Annotated in this window: 13 protein-coding genes; all 13 read left to right on the forward strand. The window is 65.9% G+C overall.

Going from position 1 to position 17,096, the window contains the following annotated elements:
* The first annotated feature begins 313 nt into the window (after positions 1-313).
* The 13 genes from ASC68_RS10705 (at position 314) to ASC68_RS10765 (ending at position 16,937) form a co-directional block, all read left to right on the forward strand.
* Positions 314-1,633: a nucleotide sugar dehydrogenase gene (locus ASC68_RS10705; protein ID WP_055878554.1), complete on the forward strand. Its 1,320-nt coding sequence runs from the start codon at positions 314-316 to the stop codon at positions 1,631-1,633.
* A gap of 3 nt (positions 1,634-1,636) precedes the next feature.
* Positions 1,637-3,124 carry a glycosyltransferase gene (locus ASC68_RS10710; protein ID WP_055878557.1) on the forward strand — a complete coding sequence of 496 codons (1,488 nt, stop codon included), beginning with the start codon at positions 1,637-1,639 and terminating at the stop codon, positions 3,122-3,124.
* Positions 3,125-3,137: 13 nt separating this feature from the next.
* Positions 3,138-4,262 (forward strand): hypothetical protein, encoded by a 1,125-nt coding sequence (locus ASC68_RS10715; RefSeq protein ID WP_055878560.1) that lies wholly within the window; start codon positions 3,138-3,140, stop codon positions 4,260-4,262.
* 1 nt (position 4,263) lies between these two features.
* Positions 4,264-5,700 carry a mannose-1-phosphate guanylyltransferase/mannose-6-phosphate isomerase gene (locus ASC68_RS10720; RefSeq protein WP_082528063.1) on the forward strand — a complete coding sequence of 479 codons (1,437 nt, stop codon included), beginning with the start codon at positions 4,264-4,266 and terminating at the stop codon, positions 5,698-5,700.
* The gene (locus ASC68_RS10725; RefSeq protein ID WP_082528064.1) at positions 5,693-7,213 is read left to right on the forward strand and encodes a right-handed parallel beta-helix repeat-containing protein; all 1,521 of its coding nucleotides are present in this window, start codon (positions 5,693-5,695) and stop codon (positions 7,211-7,213) included. Before ASC68_RS10720 ends, ASC68_RS10725 begins: the two co-directional genes overlap by 8 nt.
* Positions 7,213-8,643 (forward strand): MBOAT family protein, encoded by a 1,431-nt coding sequence (locus ASC68_RS10730; RefSeq protein WP_055878566.1) that lies wholly within the window; start codon positions 7,213-7,215, stop codon positions 8,641-8,643. Before ASC68_RS10725 ends, ASC68_RS10730 begins: the two co-directional genes overlap by 1 nt.
* 8 nt (positions 8,644-8,651) lie before the next feature.
* Positions 8,652-9,770 (forward strand): hypothetical protein, encoded by a 1,119-nt coding sequence (locus tag ASC68_RS10735; RefSeq protein ID WP_055878569.1) that lies wholly within the window; start codon positions 8,652-8,654, stop codon positions 9,768-9,770.
* Positions 9,767-10,567: a hypothetical protein gene (locus ASC68_RS10740; protein ID WP_156387306.1), complete on the forward strand. Its 801-nt coding sequence runs from the start codon at positions 9,767-9,769 to the stop codon at positions 10,565-10,567. The genes ASC68_RS10735 and ASC68_RS10740 overlap by 4 nt, the downstream gene beginning before the upstream one ends.
* Entirely contained in the window at positions 10,564-11,889 is a 1,326-nt protein-coding gene (locus ASC68_RS10745; protein ID WP_055878574.1) for a hypothetical protein, read from the forward strand. Before ASC68_RS10740 ends, ASC68_RS10745 begins: the two co-directional genes overlap by 4 nt.
* 11 nt (positions 11,890-11,900) lie before the next feature.
* Complete coding sequence (locus tag ASC68_RS10750) at positions 11,901-12,542, forward strand: alginate O-acetyltransferase AlgF (RefSeq protein ID WP_055878576.1); 642 nt, start codon at positions 11,901-11,903, stop codon at positions 12,540-12,542.
* 145 nt (positions 12,543-12,687) lie between these two features.
* Positions 12,688-15,417 (forward strand): SEL1-like repeat protein, encoded by a 2,730-nt coding sequence (locus tag ASC68_RS10755; protein ID WP_055878579.1) that lies wholly within the window; start codon positions 12,688-12,690, stop codon positions 15,415-15,417.
* A gap of 1 nt (position 15,418) precedes the next feature.
* Entirely contained in the window at positions 15,419-16,468 is a 1,050-nt protein-coding gene (locus ASC68_RS10760) for an alginate lyase family protein (protein WP_055878582.1), read from the forward strand.
* Between the two features lie 160 nt (positions 16,469-16,628).
* The gene (locus ASC68_RS10765) at positions 16,629-16,937 is read left to right on the forward strand and encodes a hypothetical protein (RefSeq protein ID WP_156387307.1); all 309 of its coding nucleotides are present in this window, start codon (positions 16,629-16,631) and stop codon (positions 16,935-16,937) included.
* Positions 16,938-17,096: the final 159 nt, after the last annotated feature.

Raw genomic sequence — 17,096 nt, forward strand, 5'->3', positions numbered from 1 at the left:
AACACTGCAGGATGATGACGGTCGTACGTCATGCGTCAACCGCATGGCTCGTATGAGTCCGGGTTGCTTCTCAGCTTGGGGGCCAGCGAACAGGCTTTCACCCATCGGATGGCGAACAACGGCCATCCACCGGCAAGGATGCCAATACTAAGCGCCAACAACGATCACTCCAGCGGTGGAGAGTACGTGTGATGTCACTTAGCGTAACGGGGCCAGCGAGCTTGTAGCTCGTCGTTCTGTACTCAGTCGCCACTCAACAAACTTGCCCGTCGGGCGAGAACAATATTGCTCAACCTTCTGAAAGAGGACCGTCGTGGCCAAAATCAGCGTCTTTGGTATCGGGTATGTCGGAGTCGTCTCCGCCGCGTGTCTGGCGGATGATGGCCACGAGGTGGTGGCGGTCGATCTCGATCCCGCCAAGGTGAGCGCCGTCAATGCCGGCCTGTCCCCGATCGTCGAGAACGGGCTCGATGAAATCATCGCCCGGGCCGTGGCCTCGGGTCGGCTGCGCGCCACCACCGACGGCCAGCAGGCGGTGCTCGATAACGACGCCAGCTTCGTCTGCGTCGGCACCCCGAGCGACGACACCGGTGCGGTCGGGCTCAAATACGTGAAGGGCGTCTGCGCCGACATCGGCCAGGCGATCAAGCACAAGCAGAGCTTCCACTCGGTGATCATCCGGTCGACCATCGTTCCGGGCACCATGGACGAGACCTGTATCCCGGTGCTCGAAGAGGCCAGCGGCATGATCGCCGGCCAGGATTTCGGCGTCGGCTACTATCCCGAGTTCCTGCGCGAGAGCACGGCGATCGCCGACTACTACGATCCGGGCCTCATCGTCTTCGGCGCGCTTGAAGACCGCACCGCGCAGATCCTCAAGGACATCAACGCCCAGATGCCCGTGCCCTCGCATGTGGTGACGCTGAAGACCGCCGAGGCGGTGAAATACGCCTCCAACTCGTGGCGCGCCGTGAAGGTGACCTTCGCCAACGAGATCGGCAACATCGCCAAGGCCTCGGGTGTCGATGGCCAGCAGGTGATGAAACTCATCTGCGCCGACACCAAGGTGAACATCTCGCCCTACTTCATGAAGCCCGGCTTCGCCTTTGGCGGCTCGTGCCTGCCCAAGGACGTCCGCGCCCTGCAGCACCTCGCGGCGAGGACGGGCGTCCCCTCCCCGCTGCTCGACTCCGTGCTTATCGCCAACGCAGCGCAGATCGACCGGGCCGAGAAGATGGTGGCCAATTCCGGCGCCAAGACTGTCGGCCTCGTCGGCATCGCCTTTAAGCCGGGTACCGACGACCTGCGCGAAAGCCCGTTGGCAGAGCTCGCGAGCCGGCTGATTTCGAAGGGCCTCGAGCTGCGCGTCTATGATCCGTACGTCTCGCAGGCTGTTGCCGGCGGCGTCAGCGCCATGGGCCGCGGCAATGACGTGGTGCCGGACCTGCCGTCGCGGCTGGTCGGCAAGATCGAGGACCTGATCGCCGGTTCCGACGTGATCCTCGTGGGCAACCGTTACGAGGAGACCATCGCGCCGCTCAACTCGGTGAGCGAATACCGCTCGCTGGTCGACCTGACGCGCATCAACGCGTCGCTGCGCTCCAACGGCACCTATGAAGGCATCTGCTGGTAAGCCATGAACCTTCTCGCGCACGCCATCTACATCCTCTCGGTCGCGGCAATCGCCAGCACCGTGCCGGCCTCCGCCTTCTCGGGCGGCGCCGGGGTCTTCCTCACCCTGGGGGTCATCGGGCTCTGGCGCTACAGCTGGGCGCTGGTCAACTTCGTGCGTGCGCACCTCTATATCCGCGTCTTCTACCCTCGGCGGCGCGCTGCCGCCGAGGCGCTCTACGCCACGCGCCGCCCGGCGCACGCCTTCTTCCTCGCCACCAGCTACAAGATCGAAGCGGCGATCACCTCGCGGGTCTATCGCTCGATCTTCGAGGCCGCTCGCCGCTCGCCGGGCGGTTCGACGGTGGTCGCCTCGGTGGTCGATCTCGCCGATGAGCGGTTGATCCGCGCCGTCGCCGCCCAGGTGCTTGAGGGCACGAACACCGTCGAGGTCGTGATCGACCGCATCGATGGCACCGGCAAGCGTGATGCGCTCGCCACCTCGCTCCGCTCTATCGCCCGCCGCTATCCCAGTGCCGACGACGTAGTGCTGCTGATCGACGGCGACACCCAGATCCCCGAGGACATCGTCGAGCGCGCCGCGCCCTTCTTCGCCAATGGCAAGGTCGGCGCCCTGACCACGCATGAACGCGCCGAGATCGACGATGCGCCGTTGTTCCGCGACTGGTTCAAGCTGCGCTTCACCCAGCGCCAGATGATGATGTCGGCGGTGGCGGTTGGCGGGCGCGTGCTGACGCTGACCGGCCGGATGTCGGTGTTCCGCGCCGACCTCGCCACCAACCCGGAATTCATCGCCTCGGTCGAGCAGGACTATATCGACCACTGGCGGCTGGGCCGGGTGAAGTTCCTTACCGGGGACGACAAGTCGACCTGGTTCTGGCTGCTCAAGAATGGCTACGAGATGGCCTACCTGCCGGATGTCGCCTGCGTCTCGATGGAGACCCAGCCCAAGCCCGGCTTTGTCGAGAGCGCCATCACGCTGATGCGCCGCTGGTTCGGCAATATGCTGCGCACCAATGGTCGCGCTCTGGCGCTGTCGCCGGCCAAGATCGGCCCGTTTGCCTGGTGGTCGATCCTCGACCAGCGCGTCTCGATGTGGACGACGCTGACGGCGCCGGTGGGCATCGTGCTGTTCTCGGTGTTCGTCGATCCGTTGATTGCGGTCGCCTACATCGCCTGGGTGATGGCGACCCGCTACGCCTATTGCTGGCTGCTCGCCAGCTTCGGCGGACCGTTCCCGATCACCTATCCGTTCCTGCTCTATTTCGGCCAGCTGTTCGGCGCCGCGATCAAGACCTCGGTCATGTTCCGCCTCGACCGCCAGCGCTGGACCCGCCAGTCGGCGACCAGCGTCAGCAACAGCGGCGGCTCCGAAGGGCGGGTCCGCTCCATCAGCTCCAGCTACATGCACGTGCTCGCCCTGGGCCTGCTCGTCGCCGGAGTGATCTTCGTCACGGGGCTCCTCAGCCCCTTCCCGATCCATGCCAACTGAGGGCTCAGTAGCAATGACCGAAGCGCATGCAGAACTCGACAAACCAAAAGCCAGCAGAAGCGCCTCGCCTGCCCCGTTCGCGGCGGAACCCGCCGTGCACGGCGAACACCCGGTCATCCGGCTGCCGTTCAACGTCATCATCAACGGCCGTTCGTTCCAGGGCCATGCGCTCAGCATCGTCGGGGCGGAAGCTACCGGGCTGATCGACCCGCAACTGCATGGTCGCGTGCAGTTGGTGACGCTGGTGTTCAACTTCCCCGGCTACGCCATCAGCCTGCCGGTGGACGCAGCGATCGGCGCCGGCGCGCCGGAAGCGGGCACGGTGACGCTCCGCTTCCTCGAGCCGACCGGCCCACACCTGCCGCAGCTGCGCTACATCCTCAACTCGGTGGTCGGCGGCGAGCTGATCGGCGTCGACGGGCTGATCCGCACCGCGGATAAGCCCGAGAAGGTGAAGTCAGAACTGCCCAAGGCGCAGCGCTCCGCTACGCAGGGCATCATGACCGGCATCCGCTGGGGCGCCTTTGCCGGCCTCGGCCTGCTGCTCGTCGGCTTCGTCGGGGTCAAGCTCTACGAGCGGCTGTTCGTCCTGCCGGTCACCGGGCTCTCCACCATCACACTGGATGGCATGGATTTGAGGGCGATCAGCCCGGGCCAGCTCGATTTCGTCAATCCGGCGGCGACCAAGGGCGAGATCGCCTTCGCCATCCGCACCACGTCGGGCGAAGTGCTCGCCGTCTCCATGCCATGCGACTGCGTGGTCGCTCCTGGTGCAGCCGAAGGCGGCGCCACGGTGCTGGCCGGCGACACGGTGATGACCGTCGCGCCCAAGGATGCGCCGGTGGTGATCTCCTCCAAGGTCGACGGCAACGGGCTCAGGGCACTCGCCTCGGGCGCCCATGCCGAAGTGCATATGCCTAGCGGCGCCGTGACCACCGCGTCGCTCGATGCCAAGCAACTGCCGGGACTGCTGCGGAGCGCCACGGACGGCACCGCTATTCCGGTCACGCTCGTACCGGCCGCCCAGCTCGACCAGAGCACGGTGGGCTCGCCTGTCGACGTGCTGATCAAATCCGACCCGCTGGCGGCGGTGGGGCGGTTCTTCTCCTTCAACGGACCGGCGAACGAGGGCCACTAAGATGAACGCCATCCATCCAGTCGTGCTTTGCGGAGGCGTGGGTACGCGGCTTTGGCCGTTGTCCCGCAGCCAGCAGCCGAAACAGTTCCAGCCGATCGACCATGAGGGCTCGATCACCTTCTTCCAGACCACCGTGCAGCGGCACCGGGGCGAACTGTTCCACGATCCCGTGGTGTCGGTTGCCGGCGGGCACCTGGGCACGGTTCGTCGCCAGCTTCGCGATGTACAGCGCAACGCGCGGGTCATCGCCGAGCCAGTGGCGCGCAATACCGGGCCGGCCGTGCTGTCGGCGGCGCTGCTGATCGCCCGTACCGACCCCGATGCGGTCATGCTGATCTGCCCCTCGGACCACGTGATCGAAGGCGATCTCAACGCCCGCATCCGGGAGTCGCACAAGGCGGCGGCGGATGGCCTGATCGTCACCTTCGGCATCAAGCCGCGCTACAACGAGACCGGCTACGGCTACATCATTGATGGCGGCGAGTTCTCCAACTATCGCGGCGTGCATCGCGCCGAGAAGTTCATCGAGAAGCCGAACGCCCAGACGGCGCAGTCGCTGATCGAGACCGGGCTCGCCTACTGGGCCTCCGGCATCTCGCTGATGCGGGCCGACACGGTGATCGAGGAATATCGCCGCTTCGACCCGGTGACCTTCGGTGCAGTCAGCGCCTCGCTTGCCAACGCGGTCAGCGAAGACGGCGCCCTGGTGCTCGAGGAAGCGAGCTTCGGTTCGGCCGAGAGCCTGCCGACCGAGCGGGCGGTGTTCGAGAAGTCGAAGACCGTGGCACTGGCGCCCGCCGATGTCGAATGGGACGACGTCGGCGCCTGGGCGGCGTTCCATACCATCGGCAAGAAATCCGAGGACAACAACGTCGTCAGCGGCGACGTGATGATGGTCAATTCGCGCGGCAGCTATGTGCGCGGTTCGGATCGCCTGGTCGCCGTGGTCGGCGTCGACAACCTCGTCGTCGTCGATACGCATGACGCCCTGCTGGTGACCACCCGCGAGCAGTCGCAGGACGTCAAGAAAGTGGTCGAGCAACTCAAGGCGCAGAGCCGCCGCGAGGCCGAGGATCACTCGTTCGGCGCCACCGACTGGGGCAAGCAGGGCAAGCTCGCCTCGGGTGCCGGGTACATGCTGCGGCACCTCACGGTGAACCCCGGCGCGACGCTGCCGGTGGAAAGCGGCTCGGAGTTCCGGCGGCTGATGGTCGTCGCCTCGGGTGGCGGCATGCTGCACATGGGCAGCCGCCGCCGCGAGATCCGCGCCGGCGCCACCTTCGAGATCGGCCCGGAACAGACCGCCGAAGTGATCAATGACGGTACAGGCCCGATGCAGGTCATCGAGGTCGCCTGCCATGTGGACGGTCCCCTGACGCACCTCACCCCGCTGCTGGAACTGGCAGCGGTGGCCGACGGGAGCCGCGAACATGCGTAAGGCGTGGGTCTGCGCAGGTTTTGCCGCCGCGGCATGCTCTCTCCCTTGGGCCGCCACGGGAGCCGACTACGCGCGGACCCTCGCCTATGAAAAGACCGTCGCCGCCCTCGCGGCGATGGTCGAGGCCGGCCGGCCGGCCACCGACCTCCAGTCGGCGGCCGCGCCTCTCGGCTTCAGCTATACCGCCGCGGAGCCGAAGCCGATGAAGGGGCTGGCGCTCGGTGGAGCGCAGGTCAGTGTCGTCTCGATCGACCTGGTGCTGAGCCAGCTGGCGCTGCAGGCCGGAGCCAACTACCACGTGGCCCTGCGCCAGGCGCAGGCGAAGCCGGAAGTGCTGCTGGTCGAAACCGGCGTCACCAGCCTCGCGCAGCTCTATGACGCGGTGACCGCGGCAAAGCTCACCGGAGTGCTCGACAAGACCGACAGGGGCTATGTCGCACATCTGCCGATCGCGGTGTGGAACGGCGCGACGCTGTCACTGCAGCCCGGCGAGACGCTGCTGCTCGACCGCTCTACCGGCGCGTTCCTGCTTGCGGCCGGAAACCTCTTCGGCGATGCCGCCGCGATCGCCGGGATTGGCGAGGCCAACCCCCGCCTCAAGGATTTCAACCCGTTCGTCGTGGTTGCCCTGTCGGGCAGCGCCAGGCTGGAGCGGATGAGCTTTGCCGATCTCGGCTATGGGTTGTTCCCGCCGCTCACCGGCGTCACCATCCTCGAGGGTGGCTTTTACGCCAAGCCCAAGCCCTCGCTGATCCGCGACAGCCGTTTCGACAATGTCGGCTCGCTGGCGCTGGTCGATGCCGATGCGGCGGTGGTCGACGGCAATGTGTTCGGCGCGTCCTCCGGCCCTGCCCTGTTGCTGAGCGGCGGTACCGATATCGCGGCGCGCGGCAACGTCGTGCTCGCCGGATCGGCCGCCCACGGCATCAAGGTCACCGGCGGCGCCAAGGCGGTCGAGCTCTCCGGCAACATCGTCATCGACGCCGGGCTCAACGGCATCTTTGCCGACGCGGGCGCCGCGAACCTCAGGATCGACGGCAACCTCATCGCGGGCAGCAAGCGCTCCGGCGTCTCGGTCGCCTCGGCCGATTGCATCGACGTCACCGACAACCTGTTGCTGCAGAACGCCCAGTCCGGCCTCGCGGTGCGCGACAGCGCCGGCCTCAAGGTGAGCGCCAACCGGCTGATCGACAACGGCAATGCCGGGATCAGCGTGACGCATCAACCCGATTACGGGGTGATCGAGATCGCCTCGAACGAGCTCGATGGCAACCGGGTCGGCATCAAGGGCTCGACCACGGCGCGGCTCCAGTTCGCCATGAACGATTTCACCGGCCAGGCGCCGCGCCTGCTCGACGGCGAACTGGTGCAGTTCACCGATCGCTTCTTCAACCTCAGCGCCACCGACGCGACGCCGACGATCATCGACGGCCTGCAGCTCAAGGCCGGCGCCAAGCTCACACCCACCGGCGCCCTGCGCCCCACTAGCTGTACCTTCGAGGGGGATGCCTGATGGTCTTTTCGTCCGAGACGTTCCTGTTCCTGTTCCTGCCGATCTTTCTCGCCGCGTACTACCTGACGCCGCCGAAGTGGCGGAACCTGACGCTGCTGATCGAATCCTACCTGTTCTACGGCTGGTGGCGCTTCGACTTCCTGATGCTGCTCTGCGCCAATACGCTGTGGGCCTATGTGTTCTCGATCCTCGTCGAGAAGTATCAGGGGACGCCGAAGGCCAAGCTGTTCGTCGCCATCGGCGTCACCGGGCACCTGCTCGTCCTCGGGGTGTTCAAGTACCTCAACTTCTTCGTCGACAGCTTCGCCTCGCTCTGGGGGACGACGCCCGATGCGCTCGGTATCCACTGGCAGCTGCTCCTGCCGATCGGCATCTCGTTCTACGTCTTTCACTCGATCAGCTACCTGGTCGACGTCTATCGCGGCGATGCCAAGGTTTCGCGCAATATCATCGACTTTGCGGCCTTCCTCGCGCTGTTCCCGCAGCTCGTGGCCGGCCCGATCCTGCGCTACAAGGATCTGGCGCCGCAGTTCGAACACCGCGAACACAGCTGGGAGCTGTTCAACGCCGGCTGGCAGCGCTTCCTGATCGGCCTTTCGATGAAGGTGCTGATCGCCGACCCGGTGGCGCCGCTCGCCGACGCCATGTTCTCCGCCCCAAACCCGACAGTGGTCGAATCCTGGCTGGGCGCGCTGGCCTACTCGATGCAGCTCTACTTCGATTTCGCCGGCTATTCGGCGATGGCGATCGGGCTGGCGCTGATGATCGGCTTCCGTTTCGCCGAGAACTTCAACATGCCCTATATCAGCCGCTCGATCACCGAGTTCTGGCGGCGCTGGCACATCTCGCTCAGCACCTGGCTCCGCACCTACCTCTACATCTCGCTGGGCGGCAACCGTAAGGGCACGGTCCGCACCTACATCAACCTGTTCCTGGTGATGCTCTTGGGCGGGCTGTGGCACGGCGCTGCCTTCACCTTCATCCTGTGGGGCGTCTGGCACGGCGGCATTCTCGTCGTCGAGCGGCTCACCGGCTACGACAAGACGGCGCAGAACTACTGGTGGAGCCTGCCGCTCTGCTTCGTCGCCGTGGTGCTCGGCTGGGTGATGTTCCGCGCCCCCGATGTCGGCCAGGCGTTCCAGATGTATGCCGGCATGTTCGGCTTCAACGGCATCGGCATCCGCCCGGAAGTGGCCTGGATGGTGAGCCGAGAGGCGATGACCATGCTCGCCATCGCGATCGCCATCACCATTGCCGAACCGAAAATGCGGCACCTGTGGGAGCCGCAGATCACCGTCAATGCCGACGGCACGGCGACTGCGGCCGCTACCAGCCTGGTCAAGGCCGGAGCCCTCAGTGCGCTCGCCATCTTCTGCCTGATGCGCCTCGCCGAGCAGACTTACTCGCCCTTCCTCTACTTCCAGTTCTGAGGCCGGAAATGACCGTCGAATCCAACTTCACCGTGAAGACTTTCGCCTCGGCCGCTCCCGCCTTTGCGCTGCCGGTGCTGTTCCTCGGCTATGCGGTGGTCGCCAATTACGAGTTCGTCACCGGGCTCGGACGCGACATCGCCGAGATGCCCAAAACCGCCTCGGCCTACCTGAGCGGCGAGGCCGCCGCGCAGATCGATACCTATTACAAGAAGATCATGCCGCACCGGCTGCCCTCGATCGATGCGATGGGCGCGGCCCGCTACCTCGCCTTCCGCGAGGGACGTCCCGGCGTGGTGGTCGGCGAAGACGGCTGGCTGTTCTCCAAGGAGGAGTTCGAGGCGACGCTGAAGCGCACACCGGATCTGCGCGAGGCGGCCGCCGGAGTGACGGAAGTTCGCGACCAGTTGGCCGCCAAGGGCATCGAGCTCGTCGTCGTGCCGCTGCCGGCCAAGGCCGATATCTACCGCGAGCACGTCAGCTATCCGGCGATCCCCACCGATCTCGAGCGGCTCTACGAAGACTTCCGCACCGTGCTCGACAATGCCGGGATCAAGAACATCGAAACCCGCGCGCCATTGCTCGAGGCCAAGGCCAAAGGCCAGCTGTTCCTCACCACCGACACCCACTGGACGCCGCTCGGCGCCGAGGTGGTGGCGGACGCCGTGGGGGCGGCGCTCGGCAAGCGCGACACCACCTACAGCATTGCCGACACCGCTCCGGTGGAGCGTGAAGGCGATCTCTCGAAATTCATCGTTACCGGCGGGTTGGCACCTCTCGTCGGTCTGGGTCCGGAGACTGTCGTGCCGCGCGAGGCGTCTGCGCCCCCTGCAGCCTCGAGCACCGACATCTTCGGGCCCTCCTCTATTCCCTTCGTCCTGACCGGCACCAGCTACAGCGCCAATCCGCAGTGGAGCTTTGGCGAAAGCCTCAAGGTTTCGCTGGCCTCGGACGTGCTGAACCTCGCCGAAGAGGGCAAGGGTCCGGTGGCGCCGATGCGCGCCTTCCTCGACAGCGCAACGTTGCGCGACACGCCGCCCGAAGTGGTGATCTGGGAGTTCCCGATCCGCTACCTCGGCCAGACCCAGCTATGGAACGCCGAGCCGGCGAAGGCGGCAACCGAATGATCCGCGTGCTGACGCTAGCAGCGGCAAGCCTGGTCCTTGCGGCGGCGAGCTTCGTCGTCGCGGCCCCGGCCAGCGCCGCCACCTGCATGGTGCGGGTGCCGGAGTCGCTGTCGAGCAGCTCGGAGCGTGCCCGGCCGATGGTGCCGGGGCCCTGCAAGCCCGGCCAGGGGACCAAGCGCGTCGCCAAGCCGGTTGATCCGCTGAAGCAGATCCGTAACCGGATGATTGCCGGCAAGGACGTCAGCTACAAGGACATGCAGACCTTGGCGGATTCCGGCGACGACCTGGCGCAGTTGCACCTCGCCAAGCGCATCGAGGCCGACAACGATCCGGCGACGCTCGACGCCGCGGCCCGCTACTACCGGCGAGCCGCCGAGAACGGCCGCACTTCAGCCGTCCGCCCGCTGATCCGGCTGCTCAATGCCGACGTCTTCCTCGACCAGCCCAAGAATCTCGCCTCGTCGCAGGAGCTGCTCGAGAAGCTGGCCGCCGACGGCGACGCCGCGGCGCGGGACGGGCTGATCGCCATGTATCGCGCCGGCAAGCCGTTCGGGCTCGATCCGGCGCGTGCCGACGAGCTGCTGGTCGCCTCGGCCAAGGGGGGCGACGCCAAGGCGGCGCTCGACCTCGCCTTCGCCCTGCTCTCGGGCACGTCGGACGCGGCCAGGATCGAGGAGGCCAAGGACTATCTCAAGGTCGCTGCCGCCTCCGACACGCTCAACATCCGGACGATGGCGGAGAACCTGCTCCGCACGCTCGAACCACAACTCACCGCCTCCACGGAGACGTCGCAATGAACAAGACCCTGCTGCTCGGAGCGGCCCTCGCTGCCGCGCTTTCGGCCAGTCCGGCGCTGGCCGCCAACTCGGCCTTTGGCTGCAAACACCTGGAAGACAACCCAACCCTGCCATCGGTCGAAGGGCGTGACGGGTTCTTCTTCCGCATCTTCGCGGACCTGCGCATGCAGCACCCGTTCACCGAGGATACGGTGGCGCAGATGGGCAAACTCGCCGAGGCGCTGAAGGCGCGCGGCACGACCATGCTTTATGTGCCGATCCCCACCAAGAGCGTGACGCTACCGACCTTCCTGCCGGACGAAGCCAAGCTGTTTGGCTTCAACGAAGATGTGGCGGTCGCCGTCTACGAGGACCAGGTGGCGCGGCTCAACGCCAAGGGGGTGATCGCGGTCGACCTGCTGTCGGCGCTGCGCACCACCAATGGCGGTGATCCGCCGTTCTTCCGCTCTGACTTCCACTGGACGTCGCGCGGCGCCGAAACCGCGGCGCAGACAATCGGCGGGATGATCAAGCAGCTGCCGGCCTATGCCGACGTCACGCCGGTTACCTACGAGACCAAGGCGACGGGCGCCGAGCTTGCCGTGTCGGGCATGCGCCGCACGCTGCAGGCCTATTGCGTGCTCAGCCTGCCGCCGGTGATCAGCACATCCTACGAGACCGTGGAAGTCGCCAGCGCCGATGCCAGCCTCGATATCTTTGGCGATAGCGGCGGCGAGACGGAAGGCGCCACCAATGACGAGATCGCGCTGGTCGGCACCAGCTTCTCGGACGCTTTGGTGCCTAATTTCTCCGGCTTTCTCGCTCAGTATGCCAGCCTGCCGGTGGCCAATATGGCGATCACCGGCGGCAACCAGTTCGGCGCCATCACCTCGTATCTCACCTCGCGCGAGTTCCAGGCCGACCGGCCGAAGTTCCTCGTGTGGGAAAACCCGATCTACAACAACTTGGCGCAGTTCGGCACCGGCTCGTTGACCGAGCTGATCGCGGCGGCGCGCGACGACTGCCAGCCGGTCGGCAATGCCCCGGTCATCGACAAGGCCAAGGGCCTCTACCAGGCCGACCTGACCGGCACGCCGATCGCCCCGAACCAGGTGCTGCTGGCCGATGCCGGCGACAATGGCAGCCGCGACGTGGTGCTCAATTTCGAGAGCACCGACGGGCGCACCTTCACGCGCGAAGTGCATCGCGGCGACCGCTTCCGCGGCACCGGCCGCTTCTTCATCCCGCTCGAGTCGCTCGACAGCCTGGAGCTGTCGAAGGTCTCGATCCAGTTCGATCGCCTCTCCGAGGAGAAGGCGTCGATTTCCCTCTGCAACACCTAAGGAGAGCCAACATGCTGCGCTCAACCCCCAAACTCATCGCCCTGACCACCCTGATGCTGCTCAGCGCCACGCCTTTCGCGCTGGCTCAGGATGACGGGCTCTACGATGCGCCGGTCGATCCGAACTCCGCCTTCGTGCGCGTGCTGGTGCCCGGCGCCGCCGTGGCGGTGGTGAACGGCACCACGATCGACGACATCACCGACGGGCTCTCGGCCTATGTGAACGTGCAGCCGGGCAATATCCCGGTCTCGGCCGGCGATGTGTCGGGCTCGGTGACCACCTCGCCGGGCGCCTACTACACCTACGCCTGGAGTGTCGAAGGCGAGCCGCTGGTGCTGCAGGACGATCCGGCCTCGGACCCCAGCAAGGCCACCGTCTATTTCTACAACCTCTCCGACCTTGCCAGCGTCGACCTGTTCGTGCCTGCCGCCAAGACCAAGGCGATCGAGGCCATTGCCGGCGACACCGGCAAGTCGGTGGCGCTGAAGGCCCCGCTGACCCTCGATTTCGAGGTGCAGGCCGAAGGCAAGCCGGTGGCCACGGTGGCCGCGCTCGACCTCAAGCGTCGCGGCGGCGTGTCGATCATCTTCAGCGGCTCGAACGGCGCCTATACTGCCGCCGCTGTCGAGAACGCCTTCTTCCGCGCACAGTAACTGTCCGAGAGCGGTTCACCGTTCAATTGAATCGGTGAACCGCTCCAAGTCTTTGATTTCGTCGCGCTTTCGACCGGAAGAGTCTGCAATCCCCGCCTTCGCGAGGACAGGCGTTTTCCTGTAAGCGCTCCAACCGGAGGCTCCGATGCCCTCATTCGTCCCCCGCCTCGCCACCGCCCTGCTGCTCGGCTCAGGTCTCGTATCCGCCGCTGTGGCGGCGCCTGTCGAGGTCACCTTCCTGCCGCCGGAAATTCCGGCACAGGAGGTCTGTGTTGCCAAGAAGGCCGACCCCGACGTGGTGGCGCGCTGGCAGGCGTGGGACGGGGCATCGGTGCCTGAAGGCGACCCCGAGCTGGTGCTGCGCGACGCGCGGCGCCTCAGGGATCTCAACCCGACCGGCAATTTCGAGCTGGTCGACAAGATGCTGGCGATCGTCGGCAAGATGCCGGCGCCCAAGGTGCCGGACACGGCGATCGACCGGATCAACCTCTATCTCAAGGCCGGCAAGGTGCCGCAATTGCGCGAGACCGGCGTCATCGACGGCCTCGAGGCCAATGCGGGCGGCCTCGCTCCCAAGGCGCTCAACCTGCTGTCGACGCTCTATCTCGACGGGCTGGTGGTGAAGAAGGACAAGGAGAAGGGGCTCGGCTACCTGACCCGCGCCGCAATGGGCGGCAATGCCGACGCCCTGCTCCGCCTCGCCTCGATGAATATCGGCGGCGAGCAGGTGCCGGGCTGGGAACTCGATCCCAAGCTGGCGGTGACGATGGCGTTCGGCGCCCTGGTAGGCAAGCTCGACCCCGAGATCTGCGACCGTATCGGCCGCATCGCCCGCGAATATTCCAAGGGCCTGGTGGTCAAGCAGGACCACAACATTGCCGAGCAGTGGCTGCGACTGGCGGCCGACCTCGGCGATGCCGGCGCGGCCTGGAAGGTGGCGCAGCTGCATCTCGAGAGCGAACTGATCGTCAAAAACAATGACAACCTACTGAAGTACCTCAACCTCGCCTCCGACCGCGGTGTGGCGGCGGCACAGGTGGAACTGGGCAAGCTCTATGAAGCGGGCGCGCTGGTGCCTGAGGACAAGAACAAGGCCGAGGCGCTCTATGCCGAAGCCTCGGACATCGGGAGCCGTAACGCGCTGTTCCGGCTGGCGACCCTGCTCGAAAGCGAGCAGATGATCCCAGACAAGAAGCAGGCTTACCAGGCGCGGCTCAATCAACTCGTAGAGATGTCGCAGCCGCCGGGCTGGGCATTTTCCAAGCTGGCGAAGTTGGTGTTGACGGACAAGGGCCGCTGGGCCGGCGAGGCCGAGGCCAAGGCGCTGCTCGAAAAGGGCGTAGCGCTGGAGGATGCCGATTCGGCGCAGGAACTGGCCTTCATCCTGTTGCGGCACCGGGACGAGCCGGGCGTGTTCGAACGGGCGACCGAGTTGCTCAGCTTCGCGGTGACCAATGCCGGCAAGATCGACCCGATGACCGACCTGCGGCAGGCCTACCTTTGCCGCGCGCCGAAGGGCGCCGACATGCGCCTTGCCGGCTTCTGGCAGCGCACCGAGGACGCCGCGGGCAACTCGACCGAGTTCATGGATTCCGACGATATCGACGCACTCGACCCTGAGGCCGACCCGCTGGCGCTGGCCAAGCTCCAGACCCATGCGCTCTACGGCCGACCGAACTCGGTGGCCTACTACGTCGACTACCTGAACCGGAATGGCGCCAGCCCGGAAATGCTGGCGTTCTGGCAGTCGCGCATCGATCCGGTGCCGGCGACCATCGATGCGCTGGCACGGCAGCGGCTGATCGTATCGCCGACGCCCGAAGTGATCGAGGAGTCCATCGCGGCGCTGAAGCAGGCGCGCGCCGACGGCCTGCCGCGGGCGGCAGTCGACCTCGGTTCGGTGCTGCTCGACTACTTTCCGAACGACGCGGAAAAGCGGAGCGAAGCCATCGGCTACCTGACCGAAGCGGCCCAGCAGGGCTCGGGCGAGGCGATCCTGCGGCTCTTGCCGATCATGCAGGCCGAGGGCTTCTCGGATGCGGAACTCCTGGCGCAGTATCAACAGGCGATCGAGCAGCGCGGCGACGCCGACGCGCTGATCTTTGCGGCCTCGAACACCAAGGACGAGGCGCAGCGGCACGATTATCTCTATCGCGCCGCCAGCGTGGTCGACTGCACCTTCGAGAACACCATCAAGCTGGCAGGCGCGTTCGTTGCCACCGAAGACGATAGCGAGACCGAGCACTGGCTGCAGGTCAGCCTGCGGCTTGCCGGCGAGGATGGCTGGCGCCACACCGCGATTGCCGATCGCTACATGGCGATGGGCGGTGAGGAGCGGGCCAAGACGGCTATCGAGCTGTTCGACCAGGCGGTGGCGCTCGGCGACGATACGGCGGTGAGCCGGCTGGTGAAGATCTATGCCGACCCTGACAGCGAGGACTATGCCCCGACCAAAGCGGTGGCGATGTTCAAGCGGATGATTGATAGCGCCCAGGTGGCCGATCTCGGCAAGATCCGCGACAAGGTGCTGAAAGCGCCGCCGGCGATCCAGACCGCGGTGATGGAGGAGGTCGACTGGTCGGCCCGCTATGCGGCGGCCGCCGCCTCTGGCGACGCGGTGGCGATGCGCGAGCTGGCCCTCTATCTTCGTTCGACCGGCACCACAGTGGCCGAGGCGAGGGATGCCAGTTCGTGGCTGAAACGTGCGGCAGAAGGCGGCGACGCCATCGCCATGGTCGAACTCGCCAAGGCCTACGCCATGGGCATCGGCATCGAACCCTCGATCCAGGAGGCCACCGTGTTGCTGAAGGATGCGGCCGGGCTCGGCAATCCCGAGGCGCAGCGGTTGCTGGCGTCGATGGCAGTGGAGAACTGAGATGCGGGTTGCACTCCCCCTGATCGCGGCGATGACGCTGGTGCTCGGGACTTCGGCTGGCCGGGCGGAGGACAAACCGTTCGCTTGCCCTGCGGTCCCTGCCCCAGTGGTCGCGCTCAATTTCGGCAGCCGCTACACCGACGACAGCAAGACCCGCTCGGATATCGATGAGGTGTCCAATGCCGAGGTCGATCGCGCCCTGCAACCGGTGGAGAAGTTCATCGGCGAGCTGATGAAGATGGCCAACACCGCACTGATGGACGGTGACACCGCCCGCGGCGAATGTGTGCTCGACTGGCTCGACCAATGGGCGGCGGCAGGCGCGCTCACTGAGCTCGAGACGCTGAACGTCAAGCTCGCCATTCCGGCCCGCTATGCCGGGCTGGCGATAGCACTGCTGCAGGCGGAGACCGCGGGCCCCCTCGATCCGGCCAAGCGCACACGCGTCGTCGGCTGGCTCACCGATGTGGCCACTGCGATGGAGCAGTTCTTCGACAATGACGCCCCGAAGAATGCCAAGCGGGCGAACCTGCGGGCCTGGGCCGGGCTCGCGGCTGCGGCGATCGGGCGGCTGAATGGCGACACGGCGATGCTCGATTGGGCCAAGGGCAGCTTCGAGCTCGTGACCTGCCAGGCCTCGCCGGATGGCAGCCTGCCGCTGGAGATGAACCGGGCCGACAAGGCGCTGAACTACCAGCTCCACGCCACCGCGCCGCTGATCGTCACGGCGGACCTGCTGAAGGCAACCGGCTACGATGGCTATGCCGCGTGCGACGGCAAGCTCAGCACCATTGCCGCGTTCAGCCTCAAAGCGATCGAGGATCCGTCGATCGTTCAGAAGATCAACGGCAAGGAGCAGACGTTCCAGACTGGCAAGCAGGCGCTGGAGCCATTCATGCTGGCCTGGGTGGAGCCGCTGCTCCGCCACGCTCCAGATCCGGCGGCCGACGCGTTCGTCGCGCCGCTGCGCCCGCTGGCGCATGCCAAGCTCGGCGGCAACCTCACCCGGCTAGGCGATTGGGTTGCACGTTTGCCGGCATCAACTAGTTAACCCTTCCGCCCGAATGACGGCGCCGCCTGCCCAATATGTGGCGGGCGGCGCTTTTCATCGTGGGTTCAGGTAGGTACCGTTAGAGCGCGGTAGAAAACTGCGCTTAGAGCTCTGTTGCTTGGCCCACAGCGCGCTTTCCGAATGAAAGCGAAATTGTATTTTGTCCAAGAAGCGTTCCTTAAAAGATTCTGCAGTAGGCCCGCGCCCGAACAGTCGGGGGCTCGTCCGACTTCGCCGCTCCCTTTCAGAAAGTGTGGCCGTGGTCTCTGCAACTGGTGTTGATGCACCCGCCGATCTGGGTGCGCGTTTTTCATCCGTCCTCGCCAAACTCGATGGCCGTAAGGTCAGCGCAGATGTGTTGTTCGAGACGTTAAGACTCGAAACGCTGGACTGGGGCATCGACAACAATGTCGAGACCTCCGCCGTCGCGCTCGAGGAGAAGCCGGTCACGGCAGGCGACGAGCGCTAAGTCATTGCATCGCGATAACTTCGCGCAGCGCAGCCGTGCCGCGGGCCGCCGCACGGCCCAAAATGCGTCATTAATTTGGCAACGCCCATTGCCGGACGCAAGTTATTGCAGGTTCACATTGTTCGAAACCGCACATTCGCCATCCCTGGCGCTCGATTC

It is taken from the genome of Devosia sp. Root105, from assembly GCF_001424865.1.
Classification (GTDB): Bacteria; Pseudomonadota; Alphaproteobacteria; order Rhizobiales; family Devosiaceae; genus Devosia_A.

Excerpts from the sequence above, each read along its gene's own strand:
- ASC68_RS10710 (WP_055878557.1), top strand. The coding sequence starts at position 1,637 with ATGAACCTTCTCGCGCACGCCATCTACATCCTCTCGGTCGCGGCAATC.
- ASC68_RS10715 (WP_055878560.1), top strand. The coding sequence starts at position 3,138 with ATGACCGAAGCGCATGCAGAACTCGACAAACCAAAAGCCAGCAGAAGC.
- ASC68_RS10720 (WP_082528063.1), top strand. The coding sequence starts at position 4,264 with ATGAACGCCATCCATCCAGTCGTGCTTTGCGGAGGCGTGGGTACGCGG.
- ASC68_RS10725 (WP_082528064.1), top strand. The coding sequence starts at position 5,693 with ATGCGTAAGGCGTGGGTCTGCGCAGGTTTTGCCGCCGCGGCATGCTCT.
- ASC68_RS10730 (WP_055878566.1), top strand. The coding sequence starts at position 7,213 with ATGGTCTTTTCGTCCGAGACGTTCCTGTTCCTGTTCCTGCCGATCTTT.
- ASC68_RS10735 (WP_055878569.1), top strand. The coding sequence starts at position 8,652 with ATGACCGTCGAATCCAACTTCACCGTGAAGACTTTCGCCTCGGCCGCT.
- ASC68_RS10740 (WP_156387306.1), top strand. The coding sequence starts at position 9,767 with ATGATCCGCGTGCTGACGCTAGCAGCGGCAAGCCTGGTCCTTGCGGCG.
- ASC68_RS10745 (WP_055878574.1), top strand. The coding sequence starts at position 10,564 with ATGAACAAGACCCTGCTGCTCGGAGCGGCCCTCGCTGCCGCGCTTTCG.
- ASC68_RS10750 (WP_055878576.1), top strand. The coding sequence starts at position 11,901 with ATGCTGCGCTCAACCCCCAAACTCATCGCCCTGACCACCCTGATGCTG.
- ASC68_RS10755 (WP_055878579.1), top strand. The coding sequence starts at position 12,688 with ATGCCCTCATTCGTCCCCCGCCTCGCCACCGCCCTGCTGCTCGGCTCA.
- ASC68_RS10760 (WP_055878582.1), top strand. The coding sequence starts at position 15,419 with ATGCGGGTTGCACTCCCCCTGATCGCGGCGATGACGCTGGTGCTCGGG.